General features: G+C 58.9%; 28 protein-coding genes and 1 pseudogene. 26 read left to right on the forward strand and 3 right to left on the reverse strand.

What is annotated here, in order from left to right:
• Nucleotides 1–24 precede the first annotated feature (24 nt).
• Complete coding sequence (locus ACP15S_RS00755; protein WP_425037522.1) at nucleotides 25–2,460, reverse strand: FAD-dependent oxidoreductase; 2,436 nt, start codon at nucleotides 2,458–2,460, stop codon at nucleotides 25–27.
• A 96-nt stretch (nucleotides 2,461–2,556) separates the two neighbouring features.
• Here ACP15S_RS00755 and ACP15S_RS00760 point away from each other — a divergent pair.
• The 19 genes and pseudogenes from ACP15S_RS00760 (at nucleotide 2,557) to ACP15S_RS00850 (ending at nucleotide 18,727) form a co-directional block, all read left to right on the forward strand.
• Nucleotides 2,557–4,068, forward strand: a pseudogene (locus tag ACP15S_RS00760) (trimethylamine methyltransferase family protein).
• Nucleotides 4,069–4,181: 113 nt separating this feature from the next.
• Nucleotides 4,182–4,559: a hypothetical protein gene (locus tag ACP15S_RS00765; protein WP_425037524.1), complete on the forward strand. Its 378-nt coding sequence runs from the start codon at nucleotides 4,182–4,184 to the stop codon at nucleotides 4,557–4,559.
• A gap of 314 nt (nucleotides 4,560–4,873) precedes the next feature.
• Nucleotides 4,874–6,151: an urea ABC transporter substrate-binding protein gene (urtA, locus tag ACP15S_RS00770; RefSeq protein WP_425039623.1), complete on the forward strand. Its 1,278-nt coding sequence runs from the start codon at nucleotides 4,874–4,876 to the stop codon at nucleotides 6,149–6,151.
• 74 nt (nucleotides 6,152–6,225) lie between these two features.
• Entirely contained in the window at nucleotides 6,226–8,187 is a 1,962-nt protein-coding gene (gene urtB, locus ACP15S_RS00775; RefSeq protein WP_425037526.1) for an urea ABC transporter permease subunit UrtB, read from the forward strand.
• Between the two features lie 4 nt (nucleotides 8,188–8,191).
• Complete coding sequence (urtC, locus tag ACP15S_RS00780) at nucleotides 8,192–9,526, forward strand: urea ABC transporter permease subunit UrtC (RefSeq protein ID WP_425037528.1); 1,335 nt, start codon at nucleotides 8,192–8,194, stop codon at nucleotides 9,524–9,526.
• A complete protein-coding gene (gene urtD / locus ACP15S_RS00785) occupies nucleotides 9,523–10,263 on the forward strand; it encodes an urea ABC transporter ATP-binding protein UrtD (protein WP_425037530.1) in 741 nt (246 codons plus the stop codon). Before urtC ends, urtD begins: the two co-directional genes overlap by 4 nt.
• Complete coding sequence (urtE, locus tag ACP15S_RS00790; RefSeq protein WP_425037532.1) at nucleotides 10,253–10,960, forward strand: urea ABC transporter ATP-binding subunit UrtE; 708 nt, start codon at nucleotides 10,253–10,255, stop codon at nucleotides 10,958–10,960. The genes urtD and urtE overlap by 11 nt, the downstream gene beginning before the upstream one ends.
• Nucleotides 10,961–11,025: 65 nt before the next feature.
• Nucleotides 11,026–11,631 carry a VOC family protein gene (locus ACP15S_RS00795; RefSeq protein ID WP_425037534.1) on the forward strand — a complete coding sequence of 202 codons (606 nt, stop codon included), beginning with the start codon at nucleotides 11,026–11,028 and terminating at the stop codon, nucleotides 11,629–11,631.
• The gene (locus ACP15S_RS00800; RefSeq protein WP_425037536.1) at nucleotides 11,628–12,107 is read left to right on the forward strand and encodes an N-acetyltransferase family protein; all 480 of its coding nucleotides are present in this window, start codon (nucleotides 11,628–11,630) and stop codon (nucleotides 12,105–12,107) included. Before ACP15S_RS00795 ends, ACP15S_RS00800 begins: the two co-directional genes overlap by 4 nt.
• A gap of 75 nt (nucleotides 12,108–12,182) precedes the next feature.
• Entirely contained in the window at nucleotides 12,183–12,872 is a 690-nt protein-coding gene (locus tag ACP15S_RS00805) for a TerB family tellurite resistance protein (RefSeq protein ID WP_425037538.1), read from the forward strand.
• Nucleotides 12,873–12,884: 12 nt separating this feature from the next.
• Nucleotides 12,885–13,892: an endonuclease/exonuclease/phosphatase family protein gene (locus tag ACP15S_RS00810; RefSeq protein WP_425037540.1), complete on the forward strand. Its 1,008-nt coding sequence runs from the start codon at nucleotides 12,885–12,887 to the stop codon at nucleotides 13,890–13,892.
• A 61-nt stretch (nucleotides 13,893–13,953) separates the two neighbouring features.
• Nucleotides 13,954–14,844 (forward strand): carbon-nitrogen hydrolase family protein, encoded by an 891-nt coding sequence (locus ACP15S_RS00815; protein ID WP_425037542.1) that lies wholly within the window; start codon nucleotides 13,954–13,956, stop codon nucleotides 14,842–14,844.
• Nucleotides 14,845–14,912: 68 nt separating this feature from the next.
• On the forward strand, nucleotides 14,913–15,131 hold the full coding sequence (gene infA, locus ACP15S_RS00820) for a translation initiation factor IF-1 (protein ID WP_008186030.1): 219 nt from the start codon (nucleotides 14,913–14,915) through the stop codon (nucleotides 15,129–15,131).
• Between the two features lie 84 nt (nucleotides 15,132–15,215).
• A complete protein-coding gene (locus ACP15S_RS00825) occupies nucleotides 15,216–15,803 on the forward strand; it encodes a Maf family protein (protein WP_425037545.1) in 588 nt (195 codons plus the stop codon).
• Complete coding sequence (locus ACP15S_RS00830) at nucleotides 15,800–16,798, forward strand: ribonuclease E/G (RefSeq protein WP_425037547.1); 999 nt, start codon at nucleotides 15,800–15,802, stop codon at nucleotides 16,796–16,798. Before ACP15S_RS00825 ends, ACP15S_RS00830 begins: the two co-directional genes overlap by 4 nt.
• Nucleotides 16,795–16,971 carry a DNA gyrase inhibitor YacG gene (locus ACP15S_RS00835; RefSeq protein ID WP_425037549.1) on the forward strand — a complete coding sequence of 59 codons (177 nt, stop codon included), beginning with the start codon at nucleotides 16,795–16,797 and terminating at the stop codon, nucleotides 16,969–16,971. Before ACP15S_RS00830 ends, ACP15S_RS00835 begins: the two co-directional genes overlap by 4 nt.
• 115 nt (nucleotides 16,972–17,086) lie before the next feature.
• Nucleotides 17,087–17,344 (forward strand): hypothetical protein, encoded by a 258-nt coding sequence (locus ACP15S_RS00840; RefSeq protein WP_425037551.1) that lies wholly within the window; start codon nucleotides 17,087–17,089, stop codon nucleotides 17,342–17,344.
• 93 nt (nucleotides 17,345–17,437) lie between these two features.
• Nucleotides 17,438–18,226: an inositol monophosphatase family protein gene (locus ACP15S_RS00845; protein ID WP_425037553.1), complete on the forward strand. Its 789-nt coding sequence runs from the start codon at nucleotides 17,438–17,440 to the stop codon at nucleotides 18,224–18,226.
• A gap of 192 nt (nucleotides 18,227–18,418) precedes the next feature.
• Entirely contained in the window at nucleotides 18,419–18,727 is a 309-nt protein-coding gene (locus ACP15S_RS00850) for an H-NS family nucleoid-associated regulatory protein (protein WP_425037555.1), read from the forward strand.
• A 52-nt stretch (nucleotides 18,728–18,779) separates the two neighbouring features.
• Here the strand turns inward: ACP15S_RS00850 and ACP15S_RS00855 are convergent, their stop codons facing one another.
• Complete coding sequence (locus ACP15S_RS00855) at nucleotides 18,780–20,378, reverse strand: phosphoenolpyruvate carboxykinase (protein WP_425037557.1); 1,599 nt, start codon at nucleotides 20,376–20,378, stop codon at nucleotides 18,780–18,782.
• Between the two features lie 341 nt (nucleotides 20,379–20,719).
• Here ACP15S_RS00855 and ACP15S_RS00860 point away from each other — a divergent pair, with 341 nt between their 5' ends.
• Genes ACP15S_RS00860 through ACP15S_RS00890 form a run of 7 tightly spaced genes read left to right on the forward strand, consistent with a single transcriptional unit; the run spans nucleotide 20,720 to nucleotide 26,100 of the window.
• Nucleotides 20,720–21,421: a response regulator transcription factor gene (locus ACP15S_RS00860; protein WP_425037559.1), complete on the forward strand. Its 702-nt coding sequence runs from the start codon at nucleotides 20,720–20,722 to the stop codon at nucleotides 21,419–21,421.
• Nucleotides 21,422–21,459: 38 nt separating this feature from the next.
• Nucleotides 21,460–23,130 (forward strand): sensor histidine kinase, encoded by a 1,671-nt coding sequence (locus ACP15S_RS00865; RefSeq protein ID WP_425037561.1) that lies wholly within the window; start codon nucleotides 21,460–21,462, stop codon nucleotides 23,128–23,130.
• A gap of 4 nt (nucleotides 23,131–23,134) precedes the next feature.
• Nucleotides 23,135–23,566, forward strand: a complete 432-nt coding sequence (locus ACP15S_RS00870) for an HPr kinase/phosphorylase (protein WP_425037563.1) — start codon at nucleotides 23,135–23,137, stop codon at nucleotides 23,564–23,566.
• 17 nt (nucleotides 23,567–23,583) lie between these two features.
• Nucleotides 23,584–24,507, forward strand: a complete 924-nt coding sequence (gene rapZ, locus ACP15S_RS00875; RefSeq protein ID WP_425037565.1) for an RNase adapter RapZ — start codon at nucleotides 23,584–23,586, stop codon at nucleotides 24,505–24,507.
• Nucleotides 24,504–24,896, forward strand: coding sequence for a PTS sugar transporter subunit IIA (locus tag ACP15S_RS00880; RefSeq protein WP_425037567.1), 393 nt, complete (start codon nucleotides 24,504–24,506; stop codon nucleotides 24,894–24,896). Before rapZ ends, ACP15S_RS00880 begins: the two co-directional genes overlap by 4 nt.
• Before the next feature lie 8 nt (nucleotides 24,897–24,904).
• The gene (locus ACP15S_RS00885; protein WP_425037569.1) at nucleotides 24,905–25,183 is read left to right on the forward strand and encodes an HPr family phosphocarrier protein; all 279 of its coding nucleotides are present in this window, start codon (nucleotides 24,905–24,907) and stop codon (nucleotides 25,181–25,183) included.
• A gap of 41 nt (nucleotides 25,184–25,224) precedes the next feature.
• The gene (locus ACP15S_RS00890; RefSeq protein WP_425037571.1) at nucleotides 25,225–26,100 is read left to right on the forward strand and encodes a lysophospholipid acyltransferase family protein; all 876 of its coding nucleotides are present in this window, start codon (nucleotides 25,225–25,227) and stop codon (nucleotides 26,098–26,100) included.
• Between the two features lie 3 nt (nucleotides 26,101–26,103).
• On the opposite strand, the gene ACP15S_RS00895 is transcribed toward ACP15S_RS00890, so the two are convergent.
• Entirely contained in the window at nucleotides 26,104–26,979 is an 876-nt protein-coding gene (locus tag ACP15S_RS00895; protein ID WP_425037573.1) for a 3-hydroxybutyryl-CoA dehydrogenase, read from the reverse strand.
• Nucleotides 26,980–26,989 lie beyond the last annotated feature (10 nt).

The following is a 26,989-nucleotide window of genomic DNA, read 5'->3' on the forward strand; positions in this document are numbered from 1 at the left end:
CGACATGGCGTCGTGGTGTCCCGCTCAGCCGCGCGGCAGGCGCAATTCGGGGTCGTATGGTGCGTCCTTGATGACCGTGGCGGGCACCATCTTGCCGCAGAGATCGAGCATCATTTGCGTGCCAATGGCGCTCTCGCTGGCTTGCACAAAGGCATAAGCGAGGTTCTTGCCTGTGCGGTGCCCCCAAGCGCCAGATGTGATCGTTCCGATCACGTTTGTCCCGTCCATGAGAGACGCGCCAGGGTGCGCAGGTGCTGTGCTGTCATGGATCAGCAGGCTCACGCGGCGATTTTTGGGGGCAGCCTGTGCGCGCTGCGCCAAAGCCTCCCGCCCCACGAAGGCGCCCTTGTCCATCTGCACAAAGCGACTGAGCCCTGTCTCAAAGGGATCAAACTCCGTCAGGATGTCAGCCTTCCAGTGCAAGAACCCCTTCTCCATCCGCATGGACTCGATGGCATGGGCGCCGAAGAGTTTGAGCCCATGGGGCGCACCGGCGGCCCGCAGCGCCGTATAGGCGGCATAGAGATGTGCATTGGGGACGTGGATCTCATAGGCCAGTTCGCCGGAGAAGCTGACGCTCATAACAGTGGCGGGCACAAATCCCACACAGCATTCGCGAACGGACAGCCAGGGGAATGCCTCACTGGACCAATCGCCGCGCGCACAGGCGCTCAGCACGTCGCGCGATTGCGGCCCGGCCAGAAGAAGGATCGTTTGATCGTTGGTTAGACTGCGCAGCTGCACATCTTCGTGCGGGCTCAAATGCGCGGTGAGCCAGTCCATGTCATGATACTCCGCCGCGGCGGCCGAGCCGAACCAGACCCGTTCAGGCCCGCGTGCGGATGCAGGCAAGTTGGCAATCGTGGCCTCGGTTTTCAGCATGCCCTGTGGGGTGAGCAGATACGACAGGCCGACACGCCCGGCGGCTGTTTGAAGGCGTCCGCAGGTGAGCCTGTCCAGAAAACTGTGTCGGTCGGGGCCAGCTATTTCGATGCGATTGAACCCGTTGATTTCCGCCAGCCCAACGCCCGATTGCACGGCGTGCACTTCGCGCGCAACAAGATCGAAGCTTTCATCAAAACCGAACCCATGGGTGACGCGAAATTCCGGCGCGGGTTTGAAAAACTCCGCGCGCTCCCATCCGTTCACGACGGTGCATGCAGCGCCTTCCGCAGCGAGCACGGGGGTGAGCGGCGTTGTCTTGGCCATGCGGGCTGCCGGGCGGTGTTCATTGGGGAAGTGAAAGCGGAATTCGTTTTGATAATCCTCAATCGCCTTGAGGGACGTGAGCTCGACCGTGGCGTGGCCGGTGAAGCGTCGCGGATCAATGACCCAGGTGTCATGGCAGGCCTCGCCATGCACGATCTGTTGGGCCAGCAACCAGCCGTGGCCGCCGCCTTCGCCGAGCCCCGCTCGCAACCCGATGATGCAAAAGGCATTACGTTTGCCCGGAATGGGCCCGACGAGGGGGGCTCCGTCAATTGTGTAGGTGATCGGGCCGTTCACGATCCGCTTGATCCCGGCCTCCGCCAAGGCAGGCATGCGCGCAAAGGCTCCCTCCAGAACGTCCATGACGCGCTCCAGATCATCCGGGCACAGATCATTCGAGAAGTCCGGCGATATTCCATCCATGCCCCAGGTCCGGCAGTCCTGCTCATAAAAACCCACGAGCAGGCCATTCTTTTCCTGTCGCGCATAATAATCCGAGATCGGGCAGCGCAGAAGCGGCATACGGTGGCCAGCCCCGACAATCGCGGGGATGTCATCTGTCACGAAATACTGGTGCTCCATGGACGCGACAGGGTGGCTGACGCCCATCATTGCGCCCACCTCATTGACCCTGTACCCGCAGGCATTCACGACGATATCCGCGTCGATATCGCCTTGTGTTGTATGCACGGTCCAGGTGTCGTCGGAATGCTGGGTGAGGTCAGTGACGGCCGTCTGCCGGTACACTTCTGCGCCGGCCCGCCGCGCATGGAAGGCCAGCGCCTGACAGAGCTGTGCGGGATCGATGTCACCATCCTCGCCGTCCCATAGCCCGCCCAGAAGATTGTCCGTCGAGATCAGCGGATGTCGGCGTGCGCATTCCTCGGCGTCGATGACCTCATAGGTGACCCCCATGCCCCGCGCCATAGAGGCAAAATGGCGGTAGCCCTCCATTTGCGCCTCAGTATTGGCCAGCCGGATGCCGCCATCGCCATGGTGATAGCCCACAGGGTAGTCCGGATCGTCACGCAGTTTCTGATAGAGAGCAATCGAGTGGCTCTTGAGGCCGACCATCGTCTGGTTCATGCCGAAATTCGTGACCTGAGCTGCCGAATGCCACGTGGTCCCGGAGGTGAGTTCATCGCGCTCGATCAGCACAACGTCCGTCCAGCCTTCCTGCGTCAGATGGTAGAGCGTGGAGCATCCCGCAATGCCGCCTCCGATGACGGCCACCTTTGTTCTCGATTTCATCCGTGTTGCCCCGTTCTGTCGCACATGTCGTTTGCGGAACAGCATCCGCGCTCAGCCTGTCCAACTCTGGTCCAAAAGCGACGGATCGGAGGCGTTGTGACTGTACGAAAACGCGGCGGCCGCCAGGAGCGGCTGGCACAGCGGGCGGCCCCTCTGGCGGTGCATCCGGCGCCGCCGGGAGCGCCGGGCGGGACTTATCGGCCATTGTCTGAGGCGGATCTGCGCAGGATTTATGACACGGCGTTGCGCTTGCTCGAAGATCTGGGCATGGGCGACGTGCCTGCGCGGTTGCGAGACGATCTTTTGGCCTGCGGCGCGGACCTCCGCCAGGACGGTCGTCTCAGCTTTCCATGCGCTTTGACAGAAGATGCCATAGCAGGTGCGGCACAACGCTTTGTCCTGCATGGCCGCGACGAGGCACGATCCATCGAAGTGGGCGGCGATCGCGTCTATTTCGGAACCGGAGGGGCTGCGGTTCAGACGCTTGATCTTGAGACCGGGCGCTACCGACCGTCCACGCTCGCCGATCTGCACGATTTTACGCGGCTGCAAGACGCTTAAGACAATGTGGCATGGTTTACCCGCTGTTGTGTGGCCACCGATGTGCCGGATGTCTTTGAGCTGGATGTGAATACCGTCCATGCGCTTGTGCGGGGGACAACAAAGCCTGTGGGCACGTCCTTTACGCTGGCGGCCCATGTCGCGCCAATTGTGCATATGCTCGATATCGTGGCAGGCGGCATGGGGGCATTTGCCAAACGCCCCTTTCTCAAGGCGCATATCAGCCCCGTTATCTCGCCCATGCGCTACGGTGAGGATGCTGTGGACGTGGTCTACGCAGCCATCGCACATAACATTCCCCTGTCGTGCATAACCGCGGCCCAAGCCGGCGCAACCGCACCTGCCACACTGGCAGGCTTTCTGGCGCAATCATTGGCCGAAACGCTGGCAAGTCTTTTGATGGTGCATGCAATCCGTCCTGGCCATCCGATGGTGTTTTCCAACTGGCCCTTCGTGATTGACTTGCGCACAGGCGCGTTCAGCGGTGGCGGTGGCGAGACTGCGCTGCTCAATGCCGCCTCTGCTCAACTGTCGAACTGGCTCAATCTGCCCTCTGGCGTGGCAGCGTCCATGACGGATGCCAAAGCCATTGATGCCCAATACGGAAGCGAGAAGGCCATGACGTCGCTGGCCGCCGCGCTCTCGGGCGCAAACCTGATCTACGAGAGCTCGGGCATGACTGCGGCGCTCCTGGGCGCGTCCTTTGAGGGGTTTGTGCTGGATGATGAAATGCACGCCCATAGCTACCGTGTGCTGCGCGGCATCGAGGTCAATGATGAAGCTTTGAACGTCGCGGCGATTGCTGCCTCGGTTCTGGGAGATGGCCACTTTCTGGGGGCAACCCAAACGCAAGATGCCATGGAGCGGGACTATTTTTATCCCCGCATCGCCGACAGGGACCCGCCGCGCGCCTGGGAAGAGGCGGGCGCGAAAGAAGCGTGGGATCGGGCGCGGGCGCGCGCGAGGGACATTCTGGCATCCCATCGGCCAACCTATCTCAGCGCCGCTCAAGAGGCAGGCATTCGCGCCGCGTTTCCGATAAAATAGAGCCAGCATCACGATATTGCAGCGCCGCTGAGACCTGCGTATTCGTCCAATCTGCCTCAAAATTTTCACGCTGCACACTTGATCGGCGCAAAATTTGCCGTTTTGATCAAAATATGAGCGGCATAAGAACATATCTTGCAGGTGTCTTGATTGTGCTTTGGGCGCCGCCCGCCGTGGCGCTCCCGCCTTTGGCGCAGACCTTTGCAATCTGTTCCGGGCAATTGTCGGCTGAAGTGACACATGCCTGGGTCATCGGCGCGGACAGCACCCCCCTTGAAGCCCAGCGGGCGCAGTTTCTTGCCATGCTCGACGCCGTGGTCACGGAGGACATGCGGCCCGAAGCACTCAATCTGCGGATTGAGGCCAAGGTGGCCCATGCGGACCTTCTCTCGACCATTTCGTTCTCTGGCGATCCCGCGCGGGCCGTTTGGGCAAGCGCGCGTGCGACATCGCAAATCGAGGCCTGCGGCAGCATGCTTCTTGGTCAGTGAGTCGCGCTAAGGCCACCGAAATCGCCTTCTGATTGATCAATTCTTGGGCGAACGTCCCAAAAGCGATGAATATCTTTGCAGACGATCAGCGATTGAGGGGTATTTGCCGGCGGGCATTCTCGCGCTGCCCACAGATTGCGCCAATGGTGACCCGACGGGCACTGCTGCCTGTTTTGACCGTGCGATGGTGCTGGCCTGGAACTCCACTCACCACCGTACTCCGCAACAAGATTGCGTGAGCGTCATATGGGACTGCAAGGACCATTTCGCAACGGCTCACGCGACGTACCGCAAAGGGAATTGCGATGACCAAGATGCTACTTCACTCAACAGCCGCGGCGGCTCTGCTCGCGGGCTTGCTCCCCATGACAGCACAGGCGGCGGATTGCCCCATCAAGGTTGGGGTGCTGCATTCGCTCTCCGGCACGATGGCGATCTCGGAAACCACGTTGAAAGACACCATGGAAATGCTGGTCGAACAGCAAAATGAAAAGGGCGGCGTGCTGGGTTGTGAGTTGGAAGCTGTGGTCGTCGATCCAGCGTCTGATTGGCCGCTCTTTGCCGAGAAGGCCCGCGAGTTGCTGAGCGTGCATGAAGTTGACGTGATCTTTGGCAATTGGACATCCGTCAGCCGCAAATCCGTGCTCCCCGTGATTGAAGAACTGAACGGTCTTCTGTTCTACCCGGTCCAATATGAGGGCGAGGAAAGCTCCAAAAACGTCTTCTACACCGGCGCTGCGCCGAACCAGCAAGCAATCCCAGCCACAGATTACTTCCTAGAGGAGCTGGGCGTTGAGAAATTCGCGCTTCTGGGGACCGATTATGTCTACCCGCGCACCACGAACAACATTCTCGAAAGCTATCTCCAGCAAAAGGGCATCGCCAAGGAAGATATCTTCGTGAACTACACCCCCTTCGGCCATTCCGACTGGTCCAAGATTGTGGCGGATGTCGTGGCGCTTGGGGCGGATGGCAAGAAGGTTGGTGTGATCTCGACGATCAACGGTGATGCGAATGTCGGCTTCTACAAAGAGCTCGCGGCCGCGGGTGTGTCTGCGGATGATATTCCGGTCGTGGCCTTCTCGGTTGGAGAAGAAGAGCTTGCCGGGCTGGATACGACCAACCTCGTCGGCCATCTCGCAGCCTGGAACTATTTCCAATCTGCCGACTCCGAGGCCAACGAGGCCTGGGTCGAGGCCTGGAAGGCCCGTATGGGAGAGGACCGTGTGACCAATGACCCGATGGAGGCCCATTACATTGGCTTCAACATGTGGGTGAACGCCGCGACAGAAGCCGGCACGACAGATGTCGATGCTGTGCGCACGGCGATGTACGGTCAGGAATTCCCGAACCTTACAGGCGGGACTGCGGTCATGCTGCCGAACCATCACCTCGCCAAGCCTGTTCTCATCGGTGAAATTCAGGATGATGGTCAGTTCGACATCATCAGCCAGACCGAGGAAGTCCCAGGCGACGCATGGACGGATTTCCTTCCTGAATCGGCGGTTCTGGTCTCCGATTGGAAAGAGCTTGGTTGCGGGATGTACAACACCCAGACCGAAAGCTGCGTGCAGATCAAATCCAACTATTGATCTGACAGACATGTCTGCGCGGGGCCAAACCCGCGCAGACACTTGACCCGTTCCCGTCCCAAATCGAGCCTCCCATGCGCTTCTTCATTCGTGCCTCTTTGGCAATCCTTGTGTCGTGCCTGACGCTGATCCAGCCCGTGCATGCCCAAAAAAGCGATGCACCGATACAGCTGTTGTTGCAGGAATATGGCGAGATCATCGCGAAGTCATCCCGCCGTACGATCGGACCCGCCATCGAGGGGCTGACGGCAAGCGGTTTGCCCGAAGCTCAGATCGTTCTGGAGCGTTGGCAGGCCAAGGAAATGTGGTTCGAGAAAGACACAGGCCTCTTTGTCTTTGCCGAGGAGATTGACCGGGATACGATCCGCATCTTTGACGTCGCCACCGGGGTCGAGATCGGGCCTGTCCCCGACAGATCATTCAAACAGCTCAAGCCCAACTCCGGCATCCGTGGGATGATCGCTGCCGCGCTGGTGCAATTTCAACTGAGAGCGCCCGATCCTGAAGAGCGCAGCATCGCGCTCGATGCGATTGAACGCGATGCAAAGGCCAGCCATCTCGCGGCGTTGCGCGCCGCGATTGATGGGGAAACGGATCCGGCGCTGGCCGAGCGCAAGCGCCGCCTGGAGCGTCTCCTGACCATTCGCTTCGATCCCGATGATGCCGTGCGCATTGCCGCGATTGAGGGATTTGCGGGAGATCTGGGCGTAGATGTCCGCGCTGTGCTCAATCCGCTGGTGGCGACGCGTGTCGCATTTGCGGAGACGTTGCCGGAGGGCGCAGTGGCCGTAGAGCCTGGCTCTGAGCGATTGCCGCGCATGGAGGCCTACAATCTGCTGGTCGAAGATGGCGTGGCGCCCGCCCTGTTGCACAATGATGCCGTCAAGGAGACCCTCGTTGCGCATATCGACGGGACAAGCGTTGCGGGCATACAGGTCGCCAGCTTGAACACCGATGAGGCGCGTGCCCTTGCCTATGCGGCGCTGGCAGAGCAGGGCCTCGCCCCACCGCTTGTGACAGAGGCAGACGTGAGCGAAACGCTCGACGCCTACAGCTTTTTTGAGGTGTTCACGAGTGCGCCAGTGCCCGTCGCATTGGCCGCACAAGTCGTTCTGCAGGACATCGAAGCCGCCGTCGCCCTGAACCAAACCGCAGATCTCGCTCTTGACGCACTGTCCCTCGCTTCGATCTACTTTCTCGCAGCAATTGGCCTCGCCATAACCTTCGGCGTGATGGGTGTGATCAACATGGCCCATGGTGAGTTCATCATGATGGGCGCCTACACGGGCTATGTCGTGCAGCTTTTCGTGCCCGATTATACGCTGTCAATCCTGCTCGCGATCCCGCTGGCCTTTATGGTGACCTTCGCCGCAGGCGTGTTGCTGGAGCGCACGGTCATCCGCTGGCTCTACCACCGCCCGCTGGAAACGCTGCTGGCGACCTTCGGCGTTTCTATCGCGCTGCAGCAAATCGCCAAGAACATCTTTGGGACGCAGGCCCGCCCGCTGACCGCCCCGGGCTGGCTTGATGGCTCATGGGTGATAAACGATATCGTCTCGATCAGCTACATCCGCATCGCGATCTTCGTCCTCGCGCTGCTTTTCCTCGCGCTTTTCCTCTTCGTGATGAACCGCACACGGCTGGGCCTCGAGGTCCGCGCCGTGACGCAAAACCCCCGTATGGCGGCGTCGATGGGGATCAACCCTGACAAGATCAACATGCTCACCTTTGGCTTCGGCTCGGGCATCGCCGGTATCGCAGGAGTGGCCATCGGGCTCTATGCGAAAGTGACCTCAGAGATGGGCGCGGACTACATCGTGCAAAGCTTCATGACCGTGGTCGTCGGCGGCGTCGGCAACATCTGGGGCACGCTGCTGGGCGCCACCATGGTGGGCAGCCTGCAAAAAGGCATCGAATGGCTCAACCCCTCCAATACGCTGGCCGCACAAACCTACATGATCCTCTTCATCATCCTCTTCATCCAGTTCCGCCCCAAAGGCATCATCGCCCTCAAGGGCCGCGCGGCGGAGGCCTGATCCCATGACCGACACCACCCTTCATCTTGCCAAAAAAACTCCGGGGGGGAGCGCGCCTCAGCGCGCGGGGGGGCTGGCCCCCCTTCCAGGCGACGCCGGAGGCGGCGCAACCCAACCCTTCGTACTGCGCCACCCCTCGTTGCTGATCTTCATCGCTTGCCTTGCCGTTTTCACGCTCACCATCACTGTTTTGGCCGAAGGCGTCGGCATCGGCGTGATCTCCACCTCCTTCGTCAAAACCCTGGGCAAGACTCTCTGCCTCTGCCTCGTGGCCCTCGCGATGGATCTGGTTTGGGGCTATTGCGGCATCCTCAGCCTCGGACACATGGCCTTCTTTGGGCTCGGTGGTTACGCCATCGGCATGTGGCTCATGTATGCCCGCACCGAATTGATCGTTTTGGAGAACCTCGCCAACGCGCCGCTGCCCCCCACCGTTCAGGAAATCTCGGACGGGATCGCTGGACAGATCTTCGGGGTCGTGGGCGCATCTGAGTTTCCGCCCATCTGGGCGGTGGCCCACTCGCTCCCGCTGCAACTGGCCGCAGTGGTGCTTGTCCCGGGCCTGCTGGCCTTTGTCTTTGGATGGCTGGCTTTCCGCAGCAGGGTCACAGGCGTCTATCTCTCAATCCTGAGCCAGGCCATGACACTCGCGCTGGCCCTCTACCTCTTCCAGAACGATTCAGGCCTGCGCGGCAACAACGGCCTGTCCGGCCTGCAAAACCTGCCCGGGCTTGATGCCGTACCACAATCCACCGTGTCGATGTGGTTCTTCTGGGGCTCCGCGCTTGCTCTGGGGCTGGGCTATTTGCTCTGTGTCTGGCTGGTCTCGGGGAAATTCGGCTCCGTCATCCGCGCCATCCGCGATGACGAGACCCGCGCGCGCTTTCTGGGCTATCCCGTCGAGGCCTACAAACTTGTTGTGTTCACGCTGACCGCCGTGATCGCTGCCATCGCCGGCGCGCTCTATTATCCGCAAGCGGGCATCATCAACCCTGCCGAGCTTGCCCCCATCGCTTCGATCTATCTCGCGGTCTGGGTGGCCATCGGCGGGCGTGGGCGGCTCTACGGCGCGGTTATCGGCGCGGCCTTCGTCAGTCTTGTGTCGACATGGTTCACCGGTGGGCAGGCGCCTGACCTCAATCTGGGCTTTGCCACGGTCAAGTGGGTTGATTGGTGGACGGTCCTGCTCGGGGTCTCTTTCGTGGCCGTGACGTTGTTCGCCCCGAAAGGCATAGGCGGTCTCGTGGACCTCTGGACGGATCGGCAAAGCCCTAAACGGCGCGGTGCGCCGCTGGGCCCGGACGCTGGCGCATTGCAGGAACAGGAGGCTGAAAAATGAGCACGCTTCTCGAGGTCTCGGGTGTTTCCGTCTCGTTTGACGGCTTCCGCGCGATCAACAACCTGTCCTTTCAAATAGGCGACGCGGAAATGCGCGCGGTCATTGGGCCCAATGGCGCTGGCAAGACGACTTTCATGGACATCATCACCGGCAAGACACGACCGGATGAGGGCCGTGTTCTCTGGGGTGAGAAATCGGCGTCGCTGCTTGCCATGTCCGAAAGCAAAATCGCCCAGCAAGGGGTTGGGCGGAAGTTCCAACGCCCCACGGTCTTTGAGGACCAGAGCGTTGCCGACAACTTGATGCTGGCGCTGAAGAAGAACCGCAGCCCGCTGGCTGTCTTGTTTTTCAAACCCTCAGCGGAAGATCACGAGCGCGTTGAAAGCCTGGCTGCAGAGATCGGCCTGGCACCCGCTTTGAGCCGCAAGGCCGGTGAGTTGAGCCATGGTCAAAAGCAATGGCTTGAGATCGGCATGCTGCTCGCGCAAGAGCCGAGGCTTTTGCTCGTCGATGAACCTGCGGCGGGCATGACACCTGCGGAACGTGAACAGACGACGGACATCCTTGTGGAGGCAGCCAAGACACGTGCGGTTGTTGTGGTCGAGCATGACATGGAATTTGTGCGTCGTCTCAATTGCAAGGTGACGGTGCTGCACGAAGGCTCGGTCCTTGCCGAAGGATCCATCGATCACGTCACATCCGACGAGAAAGTCATTGAGGTGTATCTTGGCAGATAATGTCCTGCAGACCGAAGCGCTCACGCTTCACTACGGCGGAAGCCAAATCCTTCACGGTATTGATCTCGCGGCTGCGCGCGGCGAGGTCACCTGCGTCATGGGGACCAATGGTGTGGGTAAAACGAGCCTGCTGAAGGCCATATCGGGCACCCATGTGCGCTCGTCGGGTCGATATCTTCTCGATGGGGAGGAAATCGGAAAAGCCAGCGCCCACGCTTTGGCCCAGAAAGGCGTCGCGTATGTGCCCCAAGGGCGGGAAATCTTTCCATTCATGACCGTACAGGAAAACCTTGAAACCGGGTTTGCTTGTTTGCCGCGCCCCGAACGCAAGGTTCCTGAAGAGGTGTTTGATCTCTTTCCGATCCTGAAGGACTTCCTCCATCGGCGCGGCGGCGATCTGTCGGGGGGGCAACAACAGCAATTGGCCATCGCGCGCGCTCTTGTCACAAAACCCAAACTATTGCTGTTGGATGAACCGACCGAAGGCATTCAGCCAAACATCATCCAGCAAATCGGCCGGGTCATCTCCCAGCTCCGCGATGCAGGCGAGATGGCGATTGTTCTGGTGGAACAGTATTTTGACTTCGCTTTTGATCTGGGCGATCGGTTTCTCGTCATGGAGCGCGGCACAACACGGATTTCGGCCCGTACCGGTGAGATCAAGCGTCAGGAGCTGCTCGAGGCGGTCTCTGTGTAAGACCCCGTGACATAGCCCACATTTCTTGCCAAAACCGCATCGAAAGCAGTGCGAGGCAGAGACCCATGGAACTCGATCATATCGCAATTTCCGGCCAAACGCGCGACGCGGCGACACAGCATGTGGCGCAGTTGTTGGGCGTGCCGCTGCAAATGGGGGGAGAGCATCCGCATTTCGGAACGCACAACACGCTGCTCGGGCTGGAGGATGGGCTCTATCTTGAGGCAATTGCCGTGGATCCGGCCGCAGCGCCTTTGCCTCACGCGCGCTGGTTCGGTCTGGATGCCTTTGCCGGGGAGCCGCGCCTGACCAACTGGATCTGCCGCGTGGATGATCTCGAAGCAGTGGTCGCGGCCCTGCCGGACGCGGGAGAGATCGTTGCCTTGACGCGTGGCGATCTGCGCTGGCGCATGGCTGTTCCACAGGACGGGATGTTGCCCTATCAGGGCATGTTTCCCGCATTGATCCAATGGGATGGCCCCCACCCGGCGCCGCGTTTGACGCAACAAGGGGTCGCGCTGACAGCGTTGCGGGTTTTCCATCCGCAAGTCAGTGAGATTGCTCAGGCGTTGCAGCCCTGGCTCAACGCGCCGCTCATTGAATTTCTGCCGGGTCCGGCCCGGCTTGAGGCGGATTTCGAGACGCCACAGGGCAAGGTCACCTTGCGATGATCGTGCGTCAGGCCCGGGTCGCAGATGCCGCGGCCATTGCAGCGCTGATAAATCCCGTTGTCCGGGACACCAGCATCACGTTCACGACCGAAGAGAAAAATCCGGAGAGCCTCGCCCAAGCCATTGACGCGCCCGGGAGCAGCTATCACGTGGTCGAGCTGCATGGGCAAGTTGTTGGCTACGCTTGCTATTTTCCGTTTCGCAACGGGCCGGGCTATGCCCATACTAAAGAGCATTCCATCGTTTTGGCACCCGAGGCCCGCGGTCATGGTGCCGGGCGCGCTTTGATGGCAGCGCTTGAAGCGCATGCGCGGGGTGCCGGCGTGCATTCTCTCTTTGCGGGTGTTTCAGGGGAAAATCCGGCCGGCGTCGCGTTTCACGCCAGCATCGGATTTCAGGAGATAGGGCGCTTGCCGCAGGTCGGGCGCAAGTTTGATCGCTGGATGGATCTGATCCTCATGCAGAAATTCCTGTAGGCCGGAGCGTGGTCCTTGTCTCCTCAGTAAGAAATTGTCTCTGACAAGCCTGCACCGACGTCTTATACTGTCCCCATGTCACTTTGGACCCGGATATCGGATGCTCTTTCCGCTCTGACGAGCGGTGAAAGCCTGTCAGCCGTCTTTGAGCGGTTGCGCACGCCGCCTGAGCGCAGCGTGGCCTTTACCATTGCGGTGATCGCACTTGGGGCGAAAATGGCCAAGGCCGATGGCCTCGTGACCCGGGATGAGGTGACGGCGTTCCGGGAGGTGTTCCGGATCGCGCAGGAGGATGAGCCGCAGGCCGCGCGCGTATTCAATCTGGCGCGGCAGGACGTGGCCGGGTTCGAGGATTATGCGCGGCGCATTCGCGCGATGTATGATCAGGGTGGCCCGGCGATCTGCGATCTGATGGAGGGGCTGTTTCACATCGCGGTGGCCGATGGGGTGTATCACCCCAACGAAGATGCGTTTTTGGAACGTGTGGCCGAGATCTTCGGCCTGCCAGATGCGGAGTTCATGGCCTTGCGCGCCCGTTTCGTGCCCGATGCGCCCAAGGATCCCTACACGGTTCTTGGCGTGCGCCCTGACATGGCGCTCAGCGATATTCGCAAAGTCTGGCGCGAAGCGGTCAAGGAAAGTCATCCCGACCGCATGCTGGCCCGCGGCGTTCCGGAAGAGGCTGTTCAGATGGCGGAGCGGCGCATGCAGGATATCAATCAGGCCTGGGAAGAGATTTCCGCGCGCCATTCAGAACCTGCGTGAGGCAAAGGGCGCGTGCGATTTGCCACTTATAACGTCGAGTGGTTCGACGCGCTCTTCGATGATGCAGGTCAATTGCACAATGACGACACGTGGTCTGCGCGCCATGACGTGACCCGGGCGGCCCAAACAGAGGCGCTGGGGATCGTGTTCACCGCGCTGGATGCGGATGCCATCATGATTATCGAAGCGCCGGACACACACCGCACGCGTGACGGCGTGAAAGCGCTTGAGACCTTCGCGGCCGCGGTCGATTTGCGCGCGCGCCGCGCTATCCTCGGGTTCGAGAACACGACGCAGCAGGAAATCATGCTGCTCTACGATCCCGATGCGATCAGCGTCAGGCACACACCGCTTGAGAGCGCGGATGCCCCCCGGTTTGACGGGACATTTGCCATCGATCTCGATGTGGACGCGAGACAGGACAAGGTCACCTTCTCAAAACCCCCTCTGGAGCTGGCGGTCACCACCGCCAAAGGCACGGAGATGCATCTGATTGGCGCGCATCTCAAATCCAAAGCCCCCCATGGCGCGCGTACGCGAGATCAGGTCATGCGCGCGGCCATTGCCAATCGGCGCAAGCAATTGGCTCAGGCGATCTGGCTGCGCCGCAGGATCACATCACATCTGAATGCCAAGCGACCCCTCATGGTGATGGGGGATCTGAACGATGGTCCTGGGCTTGATGAGTATGAGGCCTTGTTTGGTCGCTCTTCTGTCGAGATTGTGCGCGGAGAGACCGACGACGCCAGTCTCTTGTACGACCCCCACGCGGCCCGTGCCTTGCAAAGACGTCTGGCCGCACAGCCCACCACCGCGCGGTTCTACATTCGCGAAGAAGAGCGCTATCTTCAGGCTTTGTTGGACTATGTTTTCGTGTCTCCTGATCTGAAGGGTCTTGGCGGCACGTGGAGAGTTTGGCATCCGTTTGATGATCCCGGATGCTGGCGCACGCCAGAGCTGCGCGAGGCTTTGCTGACAGCGTCGGATCACTTTCCGGTCACTTTGGACATAGACGTATGACGCTGCCCGGGCCGCTCTGCAACGGCGCGCGCCGTGAGTATCAGACAAGAGGACAATGGCCATGAAAGTCGCCACAGCGGCCTATAAAATGGATTTTCTGGGATCGTGGAACGCGTACGAGGACAAGCTGTCGTCGCATGTCCGCGAGGCTGCGGAGGCCGGGGCGGAGCTTCTGGTATTTCCCGAATATGGTGCCATGGAGCTGGCCACGCTTGACGGGCGCGAGGCAGCGCTGGATCTTGAGCGTAGCCTCCATGTTGTGAGCGACCGTGTCCCGGAGGTGGACGCCCTGCATGTCATGCTGGCCATGGAATACGGCGTGCATATCCTTGCGGCGTCTGCGCCTGTGTTTGACGGGGGCAAGCGCCCGGTCAACCGTGCGCGATTGATCACGCCCGAGGGCGCTGTTGGTGTGCAAGACAAACAGATCATGACCAAGTTTGAGCGCGACCCCTGGGGCATTGAAGCCGGTGGTCCGCTGCGCCTTTTCGAAACGTCCTTGGGCCGCATTGGCATTTTGATTTGTTATGACAGTGAATTCCCCCTGCTGGGCCGCGCGCTAAAAGAAGCGGACCTGTTGCTTGTCCCCTCCTGTACCGAAGCGCTCTCGGGGTATTGGCGTGTGCGCATTGGCGCGATGGCACGTGCGTTGGAGAGCCAATGCGTCTCGGTTATGGCATCGACCGTCGGGGCATGTCCGTGGTCGGAATCGGTTGATTTGAATTCAGGCGCAGGCGGCGTGTTTGGGCCGCCTGATCTCGGCTTTCCGGAAACGGGCGTTCTCGCAGAGGGTGCGCTGAATGTGCCGGGCTGGACCTATGCCGAGATTGATCCGGAGGCGATTGCAGCGGTTCGCCGTCATGGCGCGGTGGCCGGGCGCGCGCATTGGACAGAACAACAGGGGCGTGACGGTGAGGTCACAATTGTGCCCATGACGCCACAAAAGCCTTGAAAACCGGGCGCCAAGCGCTCACTTAGGCGCACGCGCCTGATTGGCGCAACTGTAACCAAGGAGAGACCATGGCCAAGGAAGAACTGCTCGAATTCCCCGGTGTCGTAAAGGAACTCCTGCCGAACGCGACATTCCTGGTCGAGCTGGAAAACGGCCATACGATCATCGCTCATACGGCAGGTAAGATGCGTAAGAACCGGATCCGCGTTTTGGCGGGTGACAAGGTTCAGGTGGAAATGACACCGTATGACCTGACCAAGGGTCGCATCAACTATCGATTCAAATAAGCTGTTTGCGCTCCAATCCATTGCATTGGAGCGCCCGAGGCGTTGCGGCAAAGGCATGACGGCGCTGAAGGTCAGGGGACGCACATGACATCCCAACCAAAACTCGTGCTCGGCTCCGGCAGTCCGCGCAGGCGCGAATTATTGGGTGTTCTGGGTGTTGCGATCTCAGAGGTGCGCCCTCCCGACATTGACGAAGACCCGCACCCGCGCGAGCTGCCGAGGGCCTATTGCGCGCGCATCGCCCGCGAAAAGGCGCAGGCCATGTCGCTTACGGATGATGAGATCGTGCTTTGCGCAGACACAACTGTGGCGCTTGGACGACGCATCATGGGCAAACCTGCCGATGCCGGAGAAGCCGCGCAGTTTCTTCACATGCTTTCGGGGCGCCGCCATAAGGTCATCACCGCCGTTGCGGTGCGGCGTGGGGATCAGGTCTGGTTTCGGGATGTGGTCTCTACGGTGCGGATGAAACGCCTGTCTGATCTGGAAATTAACGCCTATCTCGCCAGCGGCGACTGGCAGGGAAAGGCAGGCGGCTACGGTATTCAGGGGCCCGCAGGCGCCTTTATTCCATGGATCGAGGGATCTTACCCCGCCATCATGGGCCTGCCTCTGGCGGAAACGGCGCAATTGCTCGCAGCAGCGGGCTATCCGATGTGGAGACAGGCATGACCCGGCAAGTGCTATTGGATCATCTGGGCGAGGTTGAAGCCGCGGCTTTGCTCGTGAATGGCAGGCTGGAAGACCTCTTGCTCGATGGCGTGGACGTGCGCCCCGGGGCTATCTACCGCGCGAAGGCGGATCGTCCCATGAAAGGGCAGGGTGGTGTCTTTTTGAGTGCGCCGGACGGGCCGTTGTTTTTGCGTCAGATCAAGGGCTTGAAGCAGGGTGAGACGCTTTTGGTGCAGGTCAATGCGCGGCCGGAACCCGGCAAAGCACCCGCGGTAACGCAAAAGGTCCTCTTCAAATCACGCTATGCCATTGTGACGCCTGACGCGCCGGGCTTGAATATCTCGCGGCAAATCAAGGATGAAGCGCTGCGAGATACTCTGCTCGAGATTGCCCATGACGCGATGGAGGGCAGCGCGATGGGGCTCATTCTGCGCTCTTCCTGCGCAGAGGCCGATGCAGATGACATTGCCGATGACGTTCTCGCTATGCGCGATCTGGCGCAGAATGTGAGCCAGGATACGTCGGGCGCGCCAGATCTTCTGGTAGAAGGCGATGGCCCTCATGCGCTGGCATGGCGCGAATGGCAGGCGGATGAAGTGATCACGGAGCCGGGCTCATTTGCCGAGCATGGTGTCCTCGAAGAGATCGACGCGCTCCAGCGGGCCAAGGCAGGCGCGATGTTTATTGAGCCCACGCGCGCATTTGTAGCCGTGGACGTGAACACCGGGGGCGACAGCTCGCCCGCCGCAGGTCTCAAGGCAAATCTCGCCTGCGCGCGGGGTCTTGCCCGGCAGCTCCGGTTGCGCGGGCTGGGGGGGCAAATTGTCGTGGATTTTGCGCCCATGCCCAAGAAAGATCGTCGCGCCGTTGAGAGCGCGTTGCGCTCCGCTTTCCGCGCCGATCCCGTTGAGACGACCCTTGTCGGCTGGACAACTATGGGACATTTTGAACTGAACCGCGCGCGTCTGCGCGTCCCGCTTTCGGAGGTACTATGAGCTGCCCGATCTGCGCCAAGGACACTCAAAAAGACTACCGGCCCTTTTGCTCGAAACGCTGTGCCGATGTTGATTTGGCGAAGTGGATGTCAGGGTCCTACGCTGTGCCGTCGACCGATCCCGAGGATGCCGAGCGCGCGATGGATGAGCTGGATCAAACGCGAAAGCATTAAAGTTTACCGATACGCCACTTTGAAACTTCGCATCTCTTGCGGCTTTTCATTGACATGACTTCACTCGCGCGTAGCTTTGTAACAAGGTTAATGAACACAGAACGCGGGGACGCTCATGAAGATTCTCAAAGCAGCCGGTTTGGCAGGGGTACTTGCTCTGGGCGCAACGCAAGCCATGGCATGGGGCGACATGTACATGGGCGATCAAACGGAAAACAATCCGAACTCGATGCCCGTGCAGGCGTATCACGGGCCGAATTACTGTCCGGCCGGTTTGCAGCCGATCGTTATGGGCGGTGTGATTTGTTGCGGGACGGCGGATCAGCCCGTTCAAATGTCCATGCCCAAGAAGGGTAAGACCAAAACCCACTGAAACCGGTGGCCAGTCGGGGCTGAATACCCTATTGGCAAGCCTGAGCGGGCCGCGTATACGCGCGGCCTGATTTCGTTTGAAAAGGGTCTTGTCATGGTCGGCAGTGCAAATCTCAACATCATGATGAAAGCTGCTCGCAAAGCCGGGCGCTCGTTGGTCAAGGACTTCCGGGAGGTGGAAAACCTGCAGGTGTCCATGAAGGGCGCGGGCGATTTCGTAAGCCGGGCGGATCTGGCGGCTGAAGAGATCCTGCGCGAAGAGCTGCGCGGCGCACGTCCGACCTATGGGTGGCTGGCCGAAGAAAGCAGCGCCGAAGATGGTGAAGATCCCACGCGCCGCTGGATCGTCGACCCGTTGGACGGCACGACAAACTTTTTGCATGGCCTGCCACACTGGGCCGTTTCCATTGCCCTCGAGCATAAGGGCAAAGTCGTGGCCGGCGTTGTGTTTGATCCTGCAAAAGACGAGATGTTCTTCGCCGAAAAAGGGGAAGGCGCGTGGATGAATGAATCGCGTCTGCGCGTATCCGGGCGATCGCGCATGATTGAGTCGATCTTTGCGACGGGGCTGCCGTTTGGTGGCCGCTCTGATCTGCCCGAGACCTTGCAGGATCTCGCACGCCTGATGCCGGCCTGCGCCGGGGTACGGCGTTGGGGGGCGGCAGCTCTCGATTTGGCCTATGTGGCTGCGGGCCGCTATGAGGGCTACTGGGAGCGCCGTGTTCAGCCTTGGGATATTGCGGCAGGTGTCATCATCCTCAAGGAAGCCGGAGGCCTGATCGAGCCCATGAATCCGGACGGCGATATCCTTGAAGACGGTGAGGTTGTTGGCGCCAATGAAGCGATTTTCACGAATTTCGCAAAGGTGCTGAGAAACAATTAAGTCGTTTTCGACTTAAACGCGCTTTGAGAATTTCAATTAACGTATCGATTGAATTGGCGCTATATTGCGTCACTTATTAAGGATTTATTAACCTCATTCCGCGAAAGATCGCCAATTCATTAACCAGTTTTTGGTGTCCTATTGACTGAAGCTGCGCAATCGCATTTAGCGTTCGCCAGACAACTGGGGAAAATGATGATGGACCTGAATTCAATGGATCTCGCGGAGCTCAAGAAACTTCGCAAAGATGTCGACAAAGCTATCGTGAGTTTTGAGGCGCGCAAGCGGAAGGAAGCCCTTGCGGCTTTGGAAGCCAAAGCGAGCGAGATGGGTTTTTCCTTGTCGGAACTGACCGGCAAATCCACGCGGAGCGCATCGGCGCCCAAGTATCGAAATCCCGATGATGCGTCGCAGACCTGGTCGGGCCGGGGCAGGCAACCGGTCTGGTTCAAGAACGCTCTTGAATCTGGTCAATCTGCGGAAGACTTGTTGATCGCCTGAATTAAAAAAAGCCCCGCTCAGCGGGGCTTTTTTCTAAAGCTATGCTATCGGCTCAGCCAATGGCTGCGGCTTTGACGTCTTCGTCAATATACGGCAGGTATTGTTCGAAGTTGTCCGCAAACATTTGCACCAGCTTTCCAGCCTGTACATCATAAGCCGCCTTGTCTTCCCAAGTTCGGCGCGGATCCAGCAGAACATCCGGCACACCCGGAACATCGACCGGTACATCAAAACCAAAATTGGCGTCTTTGCGAAAGGCGGCTTCTGCCAGGGATCCATCCAATGCAGCTGTCAGAAGTGCGCGCGTTGCCTTGATTGGCATCCGGGATCCTTGCCCGTATGCGCCCCCTGTCCAGCCGGTATTGACCAGCCAGCAGGTCGCACCGTGTTTTGCGATTTTCTCCCGCAGCAATCGACCATAGGCTTCCGGTCTGCGGGGCATGAAAGGCGCGCCAAAGCAGGTCGAGAACGTGGGTTCCGGCTCCGTGACACCGCGCTCTGTCCCGGCGACCTTCGAGGTGAAACCGGACAGGAAGTGGTACATGGCCTGTGCAGGCGTCAGGCGTGCAATGGGAGGCAGAACACCGAAGGCATCACATGTCAGCATGATGATGTTTTTCGGGTGCCCGCCCAAGGCAGAGGTTGACGCGTTGGAAATGTTTTCCAGCGGATAAGCGCAGCGCATATTGGCCGTCAGACTGTCATCCTCGAAATCCAGTTCTTTCGTCTCTTCGTCGAAAACCATGTTTTCGATGACAGTGCCGAACTTGGATGTCGTTGCAAAGATCTCTGGCTCTGCTTCGGGATTGAGATTGATTGTCTTGGCGTAACAGCCACCCTCAAAATTGAACGTCCCGCGATCTGACCAGCCGTGCTCGTCGTCACCGATCAAGATACGGGCAGGATCGGCAGACAATGTCGTTTTGCCGGTCCCGGACAAGCCAAAGAAAATCGCGGTATCGACGGGATTGCCAACAGCGTGATTGGCCGAGCAATGCATCGGCATGATGCCTTTCTCGGGCAAGAGATAGTTCAGAAGAGTAAAGACAGACTTCTTGTTCTCACCGGCATATTCCGTCCCGCCAATCAAGATGAGCTTGCGATCAAAATTCATCGCAATCACGGTATCCGACCGGCAATTATGACGCTCCGGGTCTGCCTTAAAGGTCGGGCAATTGATGACCGTGAAATCGGCTGTGAATTCGTTGAGCTCTTCGCGGTCAGGACGGCGCAGCATGTGGCGAATGAAAAGCCCGTGCCAAGCCAATTCAGTGATAACCCGAACGTCAATAGCATGCGCGGGATCGGCGCCGCCAATCAGGTCTTGCACGAAATAATCGCGCCCCTGCATATGCGCCAGCATATCCTCGTAAAGCGCATCAAAGCCCTCGGGGCTCATCGCGGCATTGTTCTCCCACCAGATATTGTCGGCGACAGAAGCGGTTTTGACGACGTGTTTGTCCTTGGGAGAGCGGCCTGTATATTTGCCAGTAGACACCAGAAAGGCGCCTCCATTGCCCAAAGTCCCTTCGTCGCGCCGCAGGGCTTCTTCGATCAGGCTCGGTTCCATCAAGTTGTAATAGACTTGGCCCAGACCTTTGATCCCCTGATCTTCAAGCCGGAAATTCGGGTTTACCCGTCCAAGTGTCATTGTGATGTCTCCTAAGGTGCGCTCTGCGCGATTGAACCTTCAGGCACCGAGAATTCGGCTTTAGCGATGTCGCCTGATTTGCCGGTCTTATCATGCCGTTTTGTGGCATGAATAGGACGCAAACGCACAGTTAGCGCCACCACCAACAAGTTTAGCGCAATCATGTTCGCCCGCTGTTCTCATGTGTTCTGGCGCGGCCTGTTTTTAGGCATTCGTTCGTACTTTTGAGGTTTTCTGGTCACGGATCGGCGGCGCGATTCGTGGTTGGGTATTGATTGCCCCGGAAAAAGAGGTGAGTGTGGCCTAAAAATAAGGCAGCCGAGTAGTATAAGGACAGCAAAATGTCTAAGATCGCCCTTGTGGACGATGACAGAAATATTCTGACATCCGTAGCAATGACCCTCGAAGCGGAAGGCTTTGAGGTTGAAACCTATAATGATGGCCAGCAGGCTTTGGATGCGTTTAATCGCAAACTGCCTGACATGGCCGTGCTGGATATCAAGATGCCGCGTATGGACGGCATGGATTTGCTCCAGAGGCTTCGCCAGAAAACATCGATGCCCGTCATCTTCCTGACGTCGAAGGATGATGAAATCGATGAGGTCTTGGGGTTGCGCATGGGCGCCGACGATTACGTCAAAAAGCCCTTTTCACAGCGTTTGCTGGTAGAGCGCATTCGTGCGCTCTTGCGCAGGCAAGATGCGGTCGCCGGCGACGAAGTTGGTGATACCGAAGAAACGAAGATCATGGAGCGCGGCGAGTTGCGCATGGATCCGCTGCGCCATTCCGTAAGCTGGAAGGGGCAGGAAGTCTCACTGACGGTCACGGAGTTTCTTCTCCTGCAAGCGCTCGCTCAGCGGCCCGGTTTTGTAAAAAGCCGCGATCAGCTGATGGATGTCGCCTACGATGATCAGGTCTACGTTGATGACCGGACCATCGACAGTCACATCAAACGCTTGCGCAAGAAAATGCGCACTGTGGATTCTGAATTCTCGGCGATCGAAACCCTGTACGGCATCGGTTACAGGTATAACGAAGAGTAACTGCTCGAATTGAGGGCTGACGCGTGACGGACACCGGCATGCGGCGTAACGGCGATGTCGTCTTGGGAGACGACTGGGTTGCGCCCAATGGCACCGTTGAAAAGGAACTCCAGGCCAGCCGTGCGCGGCGGGGCTGGATCCCTTTGCGTCGCTCGCCCCTGACGCGCAAGATCATCACGTTCAATCTGATTGCGCTGAACATTCTCGTTGCTGGGATCTTATATCTCAACAGCTCTCGGGACGGTCTGGCGACGCAACGCGCGACGGCATTGGTGGGCGAGGCTGAGCTCATCGCCGATGTCTTTGAAGCTCAACTGCCCGTCGGGGCCCCAGTTAGCTTTGCAACCGGTGACGGAATCGATGTCGGCCAGACCCTGTCCGGACTTGATTTGCGATCTGGTGTGGATGTCTTCGTCTACGATGTTTCCCGAAACCAGGTGGGCGCCATTCGCGCATCCGAGCCACAGGCAGACGACGAGGAAGCCTCGCCGACGCTGATAACTGACTTTCTGAGTGCAGTTTGGAATGGATTGACCACAATGCTGCGCGGGGAGGCCATAGACCCCGAACAGCGCTTTGTGAAAGACATCGAGAAGCTGGTGAGTGTCAGCCTGAACGGCGATACCCGGGTTGAAACCGGTGAGGCGGTGGACGGGTCAACCGTGTTCTCTGTTTCTACCCCGGTGTGGCAAAATGGCGATGTTGTTGGTGCTGTAGCTCTCGTTTCGGCCGCGGGTGAAATTGACAAGCTCGTACGATCCGAGCGCGAACGCGTTTTGCAGATGTTTGTGATCGCGACCATCGTATCGATAGGTTTGTCTTTGGTGCTTGCCTCTACGATATCGAACCCGATTTCCGATTTGGCGGATGCCGCGGAGCTGGGCCGAGATCGTGACCGCGGAAAAGCCAACGGTGGACGGGTCCGCATTCCTGATTTGACCGCGCGCCCTGATGAAATAGGGCGATTGTCCGGTGCTCTGCGCGGCATGGTCAACGCCTTGTACGACCGGATTGATGCCAATGAGCAATTTGCGGCGGACGTGGCGCATGAAATCAAAAACCCGCTTGCATCATTGAGGTCCGCTGTGGGCACGATGCGTGTCGCCAAACGTGAGGATCAGCGCGAAAAGCTCTTGAACGTGATCGAGCATGACGTGCGTCGCCTCGATCGGTTAGTCAGCGATATTTCCAATGCTTCGCGTCTGGACAGCGAGCTCGTCAAAGAAGAGCAAACTGAGTTCAACCTGCTCAATATGCTCGACAATCTCGGGCAGTTTTTGGGGGAAGACGCTCGAAAACGTGGTATCGAATTCATTACCGACCTGCCTTCAGACCCGATCCATGTTCATGGACTCGAGGCGCGTTTGGCGCAGGTCTTCGTCAATCTGATCACAAACGCAATATCTTTCGGTCAGGATGGAGATGCGATCCGCATCTGGGCACGGCAACGCGAAACGCGCGTGTTGGTTGTGGTCGAGGATACCGGGCCTGGCATTCCCGAAGAAGCGTTGGGCAAAATCTTCAAGCGCTTCTATTCGCATCGCCCCGAAAGCGATTTTGGCAACAACTCGGGCCTCGGTCTTGCGATCTCCAAGCAGATTGTGGAGGCCCACGGCGGTGTAATCTGGGCCGAGAATATTCGCCCGACAGAGGCTGACATCACGTCAGAGCCGCTCGGTGCGCGGTTTGTCGTGGGTCTGCCGCTTTAGCACAATGCCCAAATCGGAAAGCGAAATTCTGCATGCCACGTCTGTTGCATGTGGTGCGGTAGCCGTTCTGATTTGCGGCGCCTCTGGAACAGGAAAATCAACCCTTGCCTGGCGGCTCATCGCGCTTGGAGGCACTTTGATTGCAGATGATCAAACCGAGCTTCGCCTTTCAAAAGGAGGTCTCTTGCTGTCTCGCCCCGAATCTTTGCCGCCGCGCTTGGAAGCCCGTGGCGTAGGATTGATCCCCGTGCCTGTGATGAAAGGGGGCGTGCCGTTGCGTTTGGTGATCGACATGGATCACGTTGAAACAGACCGGCTCCCCCGCGAAAAAACGCGCGTGTTTCTCGGACACAAGGTCCCATTGCTTCACAAGGTGGAACAAGAGTATTTTCCGATGGCGATTTGGGCCTATCTCGATGGCTGTAGAGACGACTGATTGAGACCGCCGGATAAATGTCACTTCTCCTACCCTCCGACCATCCGCGACTGGTTTTGGTGACCGGCCCTTCCGGCGCGGGGCGGTCTACTGCGCTCAACGCGTTGGAAGATCTGGGATTTGAAGCGATCGACAATATCCCCCTCAGATTGATCCCGCGCTTGTTTGATCGCGGGGCTCAGATTGGGTCGCTCGCGCTTGGCATTGATGTCAGAAATCGCGACTTCAGCGTTGATACCCTGTCTGCCGTGATGGTCGATCTGGCCAATTCCGAGGGCTACGGGCCCGAATTGCTCTATCTGGATGCGCCGATGGATGTCTTGTTGCGGCGGTACTCTGAAACGCGCCGAAGACACCCTCTCGCGCCGGATGGTTCACCGCAAAGCGGTATCGAACGAGAGATGGAACTTCTGGCGCCCTTGCGGGCCATGGCGTCTCGCCTGATTGAGACAAATGATCTCTCGCCCCATGACTTGCGGTCAGAAATACAAGCCGCGTTCGGCATCGCCTCTGACCAGCCTTTGGTGATCTCAATAAACAGTTTTTCCTACAAGCGCGGCCTGCCGCGCGGTGCGGATCTGGTGTTTGATTGCCGTTTCCTGCTCAACCCCCATTGGCAGGAGGAACTGCGCGCCTTTACCGGACAGAACGAAGATGTCGTGTCCTACATCGCGACAGATGACCACTACCGCCCGTTTCTGGAAAAAGTGACGGACCTTCTGCTGTTCCAGTTTCCGGCCATGATGGATGAGGGCAAGGCTCATGCGCTGGTCGCATTTGGATGCACCGGCGGCAAACACCGCTCGGTTGCCGTTGCGGAAGCGGCGGGGTCCGCTCTTGCGAATGCGGGCTGGCGCGTGTCAATTAGGCATCGTGAATTGGACCGGCGCGCGGAACTCAGCGACCACGCACCGGAAGTTCAGGGGAGTGCCGCAGAGTGATCGGCATTGTAATTGTGGCTCACGGGCAATTGGCGCAGGAATACCTTGCTGCCATAGAGCACGTTGTGGGGGCACAATTGGGTGTCGTGGCCGTTTCGATTGAGCCGGATCATGATCGCGCTTCAAAGCAATCCGAAATTTGCCAAGCCGCCGACGGGGTCGACGATGGGCAGGGCGTCGTGATTGTCACGGACATGTTCGGCGGCTCGCCGTCCAATTTATCTCTGCAGGCGTGTCGTCCCGATGATCGCCGCATTCTTTACGGGGCAAACCTGCCCATGCTGATCAAGCTCGCCAAGAGCCGCAAGATGAGCGTGCCCGATGCCGCACGCGTAGCGATCGAAGCTGGCCGCAAATATATCGACAGCCAAAACGTGGCCCCGGAGTGAGTTTGCCAATGTCCGAGACAACACACCGCACATTGCCCATCGTGAATGAGAAGGGTTTGCACGCGCGCGCATCCGCAAAACTTGTGGAAGTTGTAGAAGGTTTTGATGCGCAAGCGGAGGTGAGCCGCGATGGTATGTCTGCCTCGGGTGATAGTATCATGGGCCTTTTGATGTTGGCAGCGTCGAAAGGAACCACTATTGAGGTTCAAACCGACGGGCCTGACGCCGTTGCTTTGGCAGATGCCATTGAAACGCTGGTGGCGGACCGTTTTGGGGAGACGTTTTAGCCGTATCCAAACGGCGTGGATCGAGGGAAGTCGACCAAGTTATGGTAGAAACGACCCAGCCATCAGCACTGCGGGCGGAGCATAGACCCCCTGCAAACGCGCCCTACGACAAGCGCAAGCTGTCCTATGCCAATACGTTTACCAACCCGTGGAAAGCCAACACCATACGCGCGATGGAGTGGCTCACCGGGAAAATTCCGCTCCTCCGCCTCGTGCGGCGGTTTGAACGCATGGGGCCTGCGGAAGGCCAGGCTTTCTGGAGCCAGGCCCTTGGCTTGATGAAGATTGAGCTTCAAACGCCGCCAGAGCAGATTGCCCGCATCCCCGCCAAAGGCCCCGTGATTATCGTGGCAAACCACCCCCATGGGCTGGTCGATGGGATGGTGTTGGCCGAATTGATCGGGCGTGTACGCGAAGACTATCGCATCCTGACACGGTCGCTGCTGACAGGCGTGTCGGAGATCGAACAATTCATGATTCCGGTCCCGTTTCCGCATGAGGAGGACGCGCGCGAACAAGGCCTGCTGATGCGGCAACGCGCCATGGATCACTTGAAGCAAGGCGGCGTGGTGGTCCTCTTTCCATCCGGATCCGTCGCGGCGTCCGAGACGTATTTCGGCAAGGCCGTTGAGGCCGTCTGGAATCCGTTCACGGCTAAATTGATCACACGATCCGGTGCGACAGTGCTGCCGATCCACTTCCCGGGTCAAAATTCGCGCGCCTATCAAATAGCCAACAAGCTCTCGGCGACCTTGCGGCAGGGCCTTCTGATTCATGAGGTGATGCATGCCTGCGGGCGACCGCAGAGCCCGGTGATCGGTGAGCCGATCCTGCCGGACGAGATCGAGGCCTGGCAGGGCACGCCGCGCGAGATGATGACATGGTTGCGCGAACGCACGATGTCATTGGGTGAGTGAAGCCTAGCGGGTCGGTACAGGCGTTTCGCCACGATAGTCATAGAATCCGCGCTGCGTCTTACGGCCAAGCCATCCCGCTTCTACATATTTGGTCAGCAGAGGGCAGGGGCGGTATTTCGTATCCGCAAGGCCATCGTGCAGCACGTTCATGATCGCCAGGCAGGTATCCAGGCCAATGAAATCGGCGAGTTCCAACGGCCCCATGGGATGGTTCGCGCCCAGTTTCATCGACTCGTCGATAGATTTCACCGATCCCACGCCTTCATACAACGTATAGACGGCCTCGTTGATCATCGGCATCAGGATGCGGTTGACGATGAACGCCGGGAAATCTTCTGCGCTCGCGGAGGTTTTGCCCAACTTGTCCACGACCGCTTTGCAAGCCGTGTAGGTTTCCTCATCGGTCGCAATTCCCCGGATCAGTTCGACCAGTTGCATGACCGGAACCGGGTTCATGAAGTGGAACCCCATGAACTTTTCGGGGCGATCAGTGCGGCTGGCGAGGCGCGTGATCGAGATTGAGGATGTATTGGACGTTAAAATCGTATCTGGTTTGAGATGCGGGAGAAGATCCTCGAAAATCGCCTGTTTGACAGTTTCGCGTTCTGTCGCCGCTTCAATCACCAGATCTGTCTGGCCGAGATCTGCCAGCTTTAAGGTTGTCTGAATGCGGGCCAAGGCTTCGTCTTTGGCGCCTTGCGTGATCTTTTCCCGGCTGACCTGGCGATCCAGATTGCCGGAAATCCGCGACACCGCGCCCGACAAGGCATCTTCCGACACATCATTGAGAAGCACATCATAACCCGCCAGCGCCAATACATGTGCAATCCCGTTGCCCATTTGGCCCGCGCCAACGACGCCTATCTTGCGAATTTCCATGATCTGGTCC

Source organism: Primorskyibacter sp. S187A, assembly GCF_049800955.1.
GTDB lineage: Bacteria > Pseudomonadota > Alphaproteobacteria > Rhodobacterales > Rhodobacteraceae > JAKVBH01.